The 10044-nt window shown below is 61.2% G+C and carries 4 protein-coding genes and 2 rRNA genes; all 6 read left to right on the top strand.

Going from position 1 to position 10044, the window contains the following annotated elements; translation table 11 throughout:
• Positions 1 to 15: 15 nt before the first annotated feature.
• The 6 genes from ispF (at position 16) to FHX47_RS10440 (ending at position 9911) form a co-directional block, all read left to right on the top strand.
• Positions 16 to 486 carry a 2-C-methyl-D-erythritol 2,4-cyclodiphosphate synthase gene (gene ispF / locus FHX47_RS10465; protein ID WP_183358869.1) on the top strand — a complete coding sequence of 157 codons (471 nt, stop codon included), beginning with the start codon at positions 16 to 18 and terminating at the stop codon, positions 484 to 486.
• Between the two features lie 101 nt (positions 487 to 587).
• Positions 588 to 2036: a cysteine--tRNA ligase gene (gene cysS, locus FHX47_RS10460; protein WP_183358868.1), complete on the top strand. Its 1449-nt coding sequence runs from the start codon at positions 588 to 590 to the stop codon at positions 2034 to 2036.
• A gap of 2 nt (positions 2037 to 2038) precedes the next feature.
• A complete protein-coding gene (rlmB, locus tag FHX47_RS10455) occupies positions 2039 to 3031 on the top strand; it encodes a 23S rRNA (guanosine(2251)-2'-O)-methyltransferase RlmB (RefSeq protein WP_183358867.1) in 993 nt (330 codons plus the stop codon).
• Positions 3028 to 4530, top strand: a complete 1503-nt coding sequence (locus FHX47_RS10450; protein ID WP_183358866.1) for a maltokinase N-terminal cap-like domain-containing protein — start codon at positions 3028 to 3030, stop codon at positions 4528 to 4530. The genes rlmB and FHX47_RS10450 overlap by 4 nt, the downstream gene beginning before the upstream one ends.
• Positions 4531 to 4955: 425 nt before the next feature.
• Positions 4956 to 6491: ribosomal RNA gene (locus FHX47_RS10445) — 16S ribosomal RNA — on the top strand.
• 310 nt (positions 6492 to 6801) lie between these two features.
• Positions 6802 to 9911 (top strand): 23S ribosomal RNA (locus tag FHX47_RS10440).
• The 16S and 23S rRNA genes sit together here, the layout of an rRNA operon.
• Positions 9912 to 10044 lie beyond the last annotated feature (133 nt).

Raw genomic sequence — 10044 nt, 5'->3', positions numbered from 1 at the left:
TCGTCGGCACCACGGGTGGGCATCGGCCAGGACGTGCACGCTTTCGCCGCGTCGAACGAGCCCACCGAACTGTGGCTGGCCGGCCTGCACTGGCCTCACCAGCAGGGTCTGACCGGCCACTCCGATGCCGACGCGGTGGCCCACGCCTGCTGTGACGCCCTCTTCTCGGCCGCAGGACTGGGCGATATGGGCGCCCACTTCGGCACCGACCGGCCCGAACTGGTCGGCGCCTCCGGGGCCGCACTGCTGGCTGAGGCTGCGCACATCACCCGGCAGGCCGGGTTCACCATCGGCAGCATCGCCGTGCAGTTCATCGGTAACCGGCCCACGTTCGGCCCCCGCCGCGAGGAGGCCCAACAGGTGCTCAGTGAGGCTGCCGGCGCGCCGGTGGCCGTCTCGGCGACCACCTCGGACGGACTCGGCTTCACCGGCCGCGGCGAAGGCATTTCGGCCACCGCCACGGCCGTGCTGACGCTGCGCCAGTAACCCCTGAGACCTGCACCACGGACCTCCTGAGATCGGCGAAATCGGCGCCCAGGGGGCCACAATTCTCCGTCGCAGGCGCTCCGGGCGGTAAGCTGGCGGCCGTGGCACTGCGACTCTATGACACCAAGACGGCGGCGATCCGCGATTTCGAACCCCTTCAGCCCGGCCAGGTGTCCCTCTACTACTGCGGCGCCACGGTCCAAGGAGCACCCCATGTGGGCCACATCCGCTCCGGCGTCGTCTTCGACATTCTCACCCGGTGGTTGGAGTACACCGGCTACCGGGTCACCTCGGTGCGCAATGTGACCGACGTCGATGACAAGATCCTGCAGAAAGCCGCGGCCTCCTACGCGCCCGGCTTCGAACCCAGCGAGGACTACCCGGCCGAAGAGCCGTGGTTCGCGCTGGCCTACCGGTTCGAGCAGGTCTTCAACGCCGCCTATGGCGCGGTAGGGGTCTCCCGGCCCACCTACGAGCCTCGTGCCACCGGCCACATCACCGAGATGCACGCACTGATCCAGCGACTCATCGACGCCGGCCACGCCTACCCGGCCACCGACGACTCCGGCGACGTGTACTTCGACGTCCGCTCCTGGCAGCGCTACGGCGAGCTGACCCACCAGTCGGTGGAGGACATGCAGGATGCCCCCGACGCCGACCCGCGCGGCAAGCGCGACCGGCGCGACTTCGCCCTGTGGAAGGGCGATAAGCCCGACGATCCGACCACTGCGGCATGGGACTCGCCCTGGGGGAGGGGTCGGCCGGGCTGGCACCTGGAATGCTCAGCGATGTCCACCAAGTACCTCGGCTCCACCTTCGACATCCACGGCGGCGGACTGGACCTACGCTTCCCCCACCACGAGAACGAACTGGCCCAGTCGGCCGCGGCAGGCGACGGCTTCGCCCGCTTCTGGCTGCACAACGGCATGGTCACCTACGAGGGCGAGAAGATGTCGAAGTCCATCGGCAACATCATCACCCCCGAAGAGATGCACGCCGTGGCCCGACCCGTGGCGGTGCGCTACTACCTGGGCCAAGCCCACTACCGCTCCCAGCTGGACTACAAGCCGGGTTCGCTGCCCGAGGCGGAGGCCGCCGTGGAGCGCATCGAGAACTTCCTGAACCGGGCCGGCGCCGACTACGAGTACACCGCCGCCGAGGTCATGCCCGACGCCTTCGTGGCGGCGATGAACGATGACCTCAATGTGCCGGCCGCGCTCGCCGTCCTCCACGAGACCGTCCGCACCGGCAACTCGGCCCTAGACGCGGGCGACGACGACGCCGCAGTCCGCCACGCCGCAGCAGTGCAGGCGATGATCACCGTGCTGGGGCTTGAAGAGCTCCGAGCCGCCGAGCCCGCCGGGGCGGCCGCCGCCGAGGAGGCGCTGGCCAACCTGGTCCAGCAGCAGCTCGACGCCCGGGCCGAAGCCAAGGCCGCCAAGGACTTTGACACCGCCGACGCGCTCCGCAGCCGCCTGGCCGCCGCCGGCATCGAGGTGGAGGACACACCACAGGGTGCCACCTGGAGCCTCACCAAGGGAGGAGTCTGACCATGGCTCGCGATTCTCGACCCAAAACCGCCGCCGTGCGCAAAGAGCGCAAGGGCCCCACCAAGGGCAGCGGCGGACAGGGCAAGCGCAAACTAGAGGGCAAGGGCCCCACGCCCAAGGCGGAGGACCGGGTCTACCACAAGGCTCACCGGCAGAAGCAGCTCGCCGAGCGGTCCAAGACCAAACGCGACTCCTCGCGCAGCCGACCCCGCGGTTCGGGCTATGGAGCCGACGACGTCGTCGCCGGGCGCAACGCGACCGTGGAGGCGCTGGCCGAACGCGTCCCCGCCGTCGAACTTCTCGTCGCCGCAGATATCGACTCTGATGGACGGGTCCGCGACGCCCTGCAGCACTGCGCCGAGCAGAACGTGCGGATCAGGGAGGTGACGCGTCGTCATCTTGATGCGGTGACCGCCGATGCGGTCCACCAAGGTGTGGCCCTGGTCCTGGAGCCCTACAGCTACGCTGAGGCTGTTGACCTGATCGAGGGGCTGGAGCAGCAGTCACGCAAGGGCCACATAGCCCACGCCCCGCTGCTGATCGCCTGCGACTCGATCACCGATCCGCGCAACCTGGGAGCGATCCTGCGCGCCGCAGCAGCCTTCGGCGCCGACGGGGTGATCATTCCCGAGCGCCGCAGCGCCGGGATCACCGCTTCGGTGTGGAAGACCTCCGCCGGGGCCGCGGCCCGCATCCCGGTGGCCCGGGCGAAGAACCTGACTCAAGCGCTGAAGGAGGCCAAGGGCAGCGGCTACTTCGTCGTCGGGCTCGACGGCTCCGGCGACACCAGCATCACCGGGCTCCACCTGGCCTCGGACCCGCTGGTGGTGGTCGTCGGCTCCGAAGGGCGCGGGCTCTCCCGGCTGGTCACTGAGACCTGCGACGCCATCGCCTCCATCCCCATCACCTCCGAGACTGAATCGCTCAACGCCTCCATGGCGGTGGGGATCAGCCTCTATGAGATCGCGACCCTGCGGCAGGGGGCGCGTGCATGACCCGTATCCGCGGTGAAGAGCAGGCTGGGTTTGTCGAAATTCTGCACAACTGGCTGCCCCACCAGCCGTGGTTTCCCAACCCGCGCGGACGCATCAGGCTCACCCGGGTCGGCGGACTGCGCCTGCCCACCCCCGCCGGTGACGCCGACACCGAGCTGTTCCTGGAGGTGCACATCTTTGATGTGGCCCAACCCGGTGCCGCCCCGGACGAGGAACCAGCACGGATCTCAGTGCCGGTGACGCTGCGCAGCCGCCCCTCCGCGATGGCGGGCAAATCCGCCTTCATCGGCAAGCTCACCACCGAGGACGAGCAGGAGCTGTGGGTCTACGACGGCGCCGGCGACCGAGCATTCTTGGCCGCATGGGTCGAAATGGCCCGACGTCGGCAGGGCAGCCGCAACGGACGTTCCCGCGGCGAGGCACTGGCCGGCTTCGCTGACTGGGAGCCCTTCGACCTGAAGCTGAAGCGCCAGGTGTTCGACTCCCCACTGGCCCATGCCACCCGCATCCTGCTGACCCCTGAGGGGGTGGAGGAGGGTGACTGGTCCCACATGGTCGCGGTGGACATCATCCGGCGCCCCACCGATGAGCAGCCGGAGACGTTCGAAACGGTCAAGACGCTGAGCGCAGCCCACTCCGCCGCGGTGCCGCGGGTGCTGGGGACCATCTGCGGAGCGTGGGAGGACCGTGAGCTCAGCAGCGCCGACTTCATCCAATGGCAGACCGGGGTGCTCGGCGTCATCCGTGAAGCCGCAGCTGAGGCGCCCGACGCAAGGTCGGTGGCCAGCTCAGCGCTGAAGACCGGCGAGACGTTCAAAGCCACTGCTGGGCAGCTGGGCCGCAGCCTGGGAACATTCCACGCGGATCTGGCGGGGTCGTTCGGGTCCTACCCGCAGTCCCCGCAGCAGCTGCGAACTATGGCGGTCAACGCTCAGCAGGCCCTGTCCGAGCAGTGGGCCCAGGTGCGTGAGGAGTTTGACGAGGACGAGGCCGCCGATCTCACCGACACCATCGAACTGATGAGTATGCAGCTGCGCGAAGTCGAGGAACCGCTGCTGCTGCAGACCATCCACGGGCAGCTGGGTCCCGAGCATTTCCACCGCATCTCCGAGCACCGGTGGGTCATCGCCGAGACCGGCGGAATGGTTCAGCACGCCCCGGGGCTGCGGGACGTGGTCACGGTGCTGATGTCGCTGGCGAATATGGTGATGCAGGAGGCCAGTCAGTCGAAGTCCGCGACCACCGGTGAACCGCAGCGCCAGGCGCAGACCACAGACTCAGCAGAGGCTGGTGCTGAGACCCCGATCTTCTTCGGCCGTTGGTATGAGGTGCTCACCGACGCCTTTCTGGACGGCTATCGAGCCTCCGACGCTGATGCCGCCGGGGTGGACTCGGTCTTCTTCCGCACCGCGATGCTGACTGAGGCGCTGGACCTCTTCTCCCAGTGGGACGGACGGTGGGTGTTCCGCCCCTCTATGCTCTTCCAGATGGAGAGCTAGTCAACGCCGCAGCGTGGGTGCTACGGTGGGCAATCCGATATTTCGGAAGGACGACGGCCCCGAGCGGACCGGAGTTCATGCGGAGTTTACTTTCAGCGCTGGAAGGTGCTAAAGTTTTCATTCGCACCGGTTGGCAGTTGGGAGTTCTCCCGAAGCCCCGGTACGGATAAGGATCAGATTGATCCGAACCTCTATCCGCAAGGAACTGAATACCTCGAGTTGACACTCGAAACACAGTTCCCCTAAGATGGAAAAGTTGCTCCGGAGCGATTCAGAGGGTTTCTTCTGATGGTGCCGGCAGCGCCCGCAGCTTGAGAACTCAATAGCGTACCAAGTTTATTGATACCAAATATTTATCATTTGGTAACCACAGAATGTGCACCCCCGTGTACATAATCTGTGGATTTGCCAGATCAACTATTCATTCAATGGAGAGTTTGATCCTGGCTCAGGATGAACGCTGGCGGCGTGCTTAACACATGCAAGTCGAACGATGATGCTTCCAGCTTTGCTGGGGGTGGATTAGTGGCGAACGGGTGAGTATCACGTGAGTAACCTGCCCTTGACTCTGGGATAAGCCCGGGAAACTGGGTCTAATACCGGATAGGACTTCGCATCGCATGGTGTGGGGTTGAAAGTTTTTAACGGTCTTGGATGGGCTCGCGGCCTATCAGTTTGACGGTGGGGTAGTGGCCTACCGTGGCGATGACGGGTAGCCGGCCTGAGAGGGTGACCGGCCACACTGGGACTGAGACACGGCCCAGACTCCTACGGGAGGCAGCAGTGGGGAATATTGCACAATGGGCGCAAGCCTGATGCAGCGACGCCGCGTGCGGGATGACGGCCTTCGGGTTGTAAACCGCTTTCAGTAGGGACGAAGCCCTTCGGGGTGACGGTACTTGCAGAAGAAGCGCCGGCTAACTACGTGCCAGCAGCCGCGGTAATACGTAGGGCGCGAGCGTTATCCGGAATTATTGGGCGTAAAGAGCTTGTAGGCGGTTTGTCACGTCTGCTGTGAAAGCCCGGGGCTCAACTCCGGGTGTGCAGTGGGTACGGGCTGACTAGAGTGCAGTAGGGGAGACTGGAATTCCTGGTGTAGCGGTGAAATGCGCAGATATCAGGAGGAACACCGATGGCGAAGGCAGGTCTCTGGGCTGTTTCTGACGCTGAGAAGCGAAAGCATGGGTAGCGAACAGGATTAGATACCCTGGTAGTCCATGCCGTAAACGTTGGGCACTAGGTGTGGGGGGCGTTCCTCGTCGTCCGCGCCGTAGCTAACGCATTAAGTGCCCCGCCTGGGGAGTACGGCCGCAAGGCTAAAACTCAAAGGAATTGACGGGGGCCCGCACAAGCGGCGGAGCATGCGGATTAATTCGATGCAACGCGAAGAACCTTACCAAGGCTTGACATACACCGGATCGCGCTGGAGACAGTGTTTCCCTTCGGGGCTGGTGTACAGGTGGTGCATGGTTGTCGTCAGCTCGTGTCGTGAGATGTTGGGTTAAGTCCCGCAACGAGCGCAACCCTTGTCCTATGTTGCCAGCACGTAGTGGTGGGGACTCATGGGAGACTGCCGGGGTCAACTCGGAGGAAGGTGGGGATGACGTCAAATCATCATGCCCCTTATGTCTTGGGCTTCACGCATGCTACAATGGCTGGTACAGTGGGTTGCGATACCGTGAGGTGGAGCTAATCCCTGAAAGCTGGTCTCAGTTCGGATCGAAGTCTGCAACTCGACTTCGTGAAGTTGGAGTCGCTAGTAATCGCAGATCAGCAATGCTGCGGTGAATACGTTCCCGGGCCTTGTACACACCGCCCGTCAAGTCACGAAAGTTGGTAACACCCGAAGCTCACGGCCTAACCGGTTTTTCCGGGGGGAGTGGTCGAAGGTGGGACTGGCGATTGGGACTAAGTCGTAACAAGGTAGCCGTACCGGAAGGTGCGGCTGGATCACCTCCTTTCTAAGGAGCATCGCCCCTGTAGTTGGGGTGGCCATGTCAGTGCGCGAGTGTCGTGCTGGTGGTTTTGCTCATGGGTGGAATATCAATAGATTTTAGGCACTGGTCCTTTGGGGTTGGTGTTGTTGGTGCGCTGTTGGGTTCTCAGGACTGCGGTCTTGTTTTTTCCCTGTTCCAGGTAGCTGCGGCGTTGGTGTTGTGGTGATGGGGGTGGGGGTTGTTGTTTGGGAACTGCATAGTGGACGCGAGCATCTTTTATTTTTGTCTGTGCGAAGCGTTTGTCGTTTTGTGTTCTGGTGGCTTGCACCGGTTGGTGTAAGTGTTTAAGGGCGCATGGTGGATGCCTTGGCAGTAGGAGCCGATGAAGGACGTGGGAATCTGCGATAAGCCTGGTGGAGCTGATAACCAAGTGTTGAGGCCAGGATGTCCGAATGGGGAAACCCCGCATGCTGTTGTGGTGTGTGACTTGCCGCTGAATGTATAGGCGGTGAGGGGGAACGCAGGGAAGTGAAACATCTCAGTACCTGTAGGAAGAGAAAACAAGAGTGATTCTGTGAGTAGTGGCGAGCGAAAGCGGATGGGGCTAAACCTGTTGCGTGTGATACCCGGTGGGGGTTGCGCAGCGGGTGTTGTGAGGCCCAGTGTCATAGGTCCACCGGCCTATGCAGTTGAGGTGCAGGCGTATATGCGAACAGGGTTGAGTCCCTGACCGGAGAGGGTGTGAGTCCCGTAGTGGTAATGCGTGTCTGCCGGCTGTGCTGGGTTCTCGAGTAGCACGCGGCTCGAGGAATCGTGTGTGAATCTGCCAGGACCACCTGGTAAGCCTGAATACTCCCTACTGACCGATAGTGAATCAGTACCGTGAGGGAATGGTGAAAAGTACCCCGGGAGGGGAGTGAAATAGTACCTGAAACCATGTGCCTACAATCCGTCAAAGCATCATTTGTGGTGTGATGGCGTGCCTTTTGAAGAATGAGCCTGCGAGTTAGTGCTCGGTGGCGAGGTTAACCCGTGTGGGGTAGCCGTAGCGAAAGCGAGTCTGAAGAGGGCGTTTAGTTGCCGGGTCTAGACCCGAAGCGGAGTGATCTACCCATGGCCAGGGTGAAGCGTGTGTAAGAGCACGTGGAGGCCCGAACCCACCTAGGTTGAAAACTGGGGGGATGAGCTGTGGGTAGGGGTGAAAGGCCAATCAAACTCTGTGATAGCTGGTTCTCCCCGAAATGCATTTAGGTGCAGCGTTGCGTGTTTCTTCCTGGAGGTAGAGCTACTGGATGGCTGATGGGCCCTACAAGGTTACTGACGTCAGCTAAACTCCGAATGCCAGTGAAGTCAGAGCGTGGCAGTGAGACGGTGGGGGATAAGCTTCATCGTCGAGAGGGAAACAGCCCAGACCACCGGTTAAGGCCCCTAAGCGTGTGCTAAGTGGAAAAGGATGTGGAGTTGCTTAGACAACCAGGAGGTTGGCTCAGAAGCAGCCATCCTTGAAAGAGTGCGTAATAGCTCACTGGTCAAGTGATTCTGCGCCGATAATGTAGCGGGGCTCAAGCACACCGCCGAAACTGTGGCAATCAGTCGTTTGCGGCTGGTTGGGTAGGGGAGCGTCCGACACTGCGGTGAAGCAGTCGCGTAAGCGGCTGTGGAGTGTGTTGGAGTGAGAATGCAGGCATGAGTAGCGAAAGCAACGTGAGAAACGTTGCCGCCGAATGACTAAGGGTTCCAGGGTCAAGCTAATCTGCCCTGGGTTAGTCGGGTCCTAAGGCGAGGCCGACAGGCGTAGTCGATGGCCAACGGGTTGATATTCCCGTACCGGCGAAGAACCGTCCACGTGAAGCTGCTGAGACTAACCACCCGAGGTTTCTCATACTGGTCCTTTCGAGGATCAGGTGGGGAGCTGAGCGTGGGACCTGAAGCGGTGGAGCGAACGTATTAACAGGTGTGACGCAGGAAGGTAGCCGGGCCCGGCGATGGTTGTTCCGGGTCTAAGAATGTAGCCGCAGTGGTAGGCAAATCCGCCACTGGTGTATCGGTGAGATTTGATGGGCCCCCACTTTGGGTGGGGGATCCGGTGATCCTATGCTGCCGAGAAAAGCATCGACGTGAGGTTTTAGCCGCCCGTACCCTAAACCAACACAGGTAGTCAGGTAGAGAATACTAAGGCGATCGAGATAATCATGGTTAAGGAACTCGGCAAAATGCCCCCGTAACTTCGGGAGAAGGGGGGCCACCCTGGTGGCTAGGACGCGCTCCTAGTAGCTGGTGGTGGCCGCAGAGACCAGGGGAAACCGACTGTTTACTAAAAACACAGGTCCGTGCGAAGTCGTAAGACGATGTATACGGACTGACTCCTGCCCGGTGCCGGAAGGTTAAGAGGACCTGTTAGTGGCCCCTTGTGGGCTGCGAAGCGGAGAATTTAAGCCCCGGTAAACGGCGGTGGTAACTATAACCATCCTAAGGTAGCGAAATTCCTTGTCGGGTAAGTTCCGACCTGCACGAATGGAGCAACGAGTTTCCCGCTGTCTCAACCGTGAACTCGGCGAAATTGCATTACGAGTAAAGATGCTCGTTACGCGCAGCAGGACGGAAAGACCCCGAGACCTTTACTATAGCTTGGTATTGGTGTTTGACATCACCTGTGTAGGATAGGTGGGAGACTGTGAAGCGGCCACGCTAGTGGTGGTGGAGTCGTAAGTTGAAATACCACTCTGGTGTTGTTGAGCATCTAACTTCGGACCCTGATCGGGTCCAGGGACAGTGCCTGGTGGGTAGTTTAACTGGGGCGGTTGCCTCCTAAAGAGTAACGGAGGCGCCCAAAGGTTCCCTCAGCCTGGTTGGCAATCAGGTGTTGAGTGTAAGTGCACAAGGGAGCTTGACTGTGAGACAGGCATGTCGAGCAGGAACGAAAGTTGGGACTAGTGATCCGGCGGCACCGTGTGGAAGGGCCGTCGCTCAACGGATAAAAGGTACCTCGGGGATAACAGGCTGATCCTGCCCAAGAGTCCATATCGACGGCATGGTTTGGCACCTCGATGTCGGCTCGTCGCATCCTGGGGCTGGAGTTGGTCCCAAGGGTTGGGCTGTTCGCCCATTAAAGCGGTACGCGAGCTGGGTTTAGAACGTCGTGAGACAGTTCGGTCCCTATCCGCTGCGCGCGTTGGAGATTTGAGAAGGTCTGTCCTTAGTACGAGAGGACCGGGACGGACGAACCTCTGGTGTGTCAGTTGTCCTGCCAAGGGCACCGCTGATTAGCTACGTTCGGGATGGATAACCGCTGAAAGCATCTAAGCGGGAAGCCGGCTTCGAGATAAGATCTCCTTCACCTTTTGGTGTGAAGGCTCCCTATAGACCATGGGGTTGATAGGCCAGAACTGGAAGCGCAGCAATGCGTGAAGGTGACTGGTACTAATAAGCCGATCACTTACACACCATCCAAGCCCACCAGGGTTATGAGACAAGAATTGGTGAGTATGCTCGCGTCCACTAGGCGGTCCCCAGACCACAAACCCCACACACGTTTACACGTACAGGGAACACGTATAAACACCAGGTTTAAACACCA

It is taken from the genome of Garicola koreensis (genome assembly GCF_014195445.1).
Taxonomy (GTDB): domain Bacteria; phylum Actinomycetota; class Actinomycetes; order Actinomycetales; family Micrococcaceae; genus Nesterenkonia; species Nesterenkonia koreensis.
Note: the sequence above shows the minus strand (reverse complement) of the source record. Positions and strands in the feature narration are given on the sequence as shown.

Coding starts and splice junctions, on each gene's coding strand:
- rlmB (WP_183358867.1), top strand. CDS start 2,039: ATGGCTCGCGATTCTCGACCCAAAACCGCCGCCGTGCGCAAAGAGCGC.
- FHX47_RS10450 (WP_183358866.1), top strand. CDS start 3,028: ATGACCCGTATCCGCGGTGAAGAGCAGGCTGGGTTTGTCGAAATTCTG.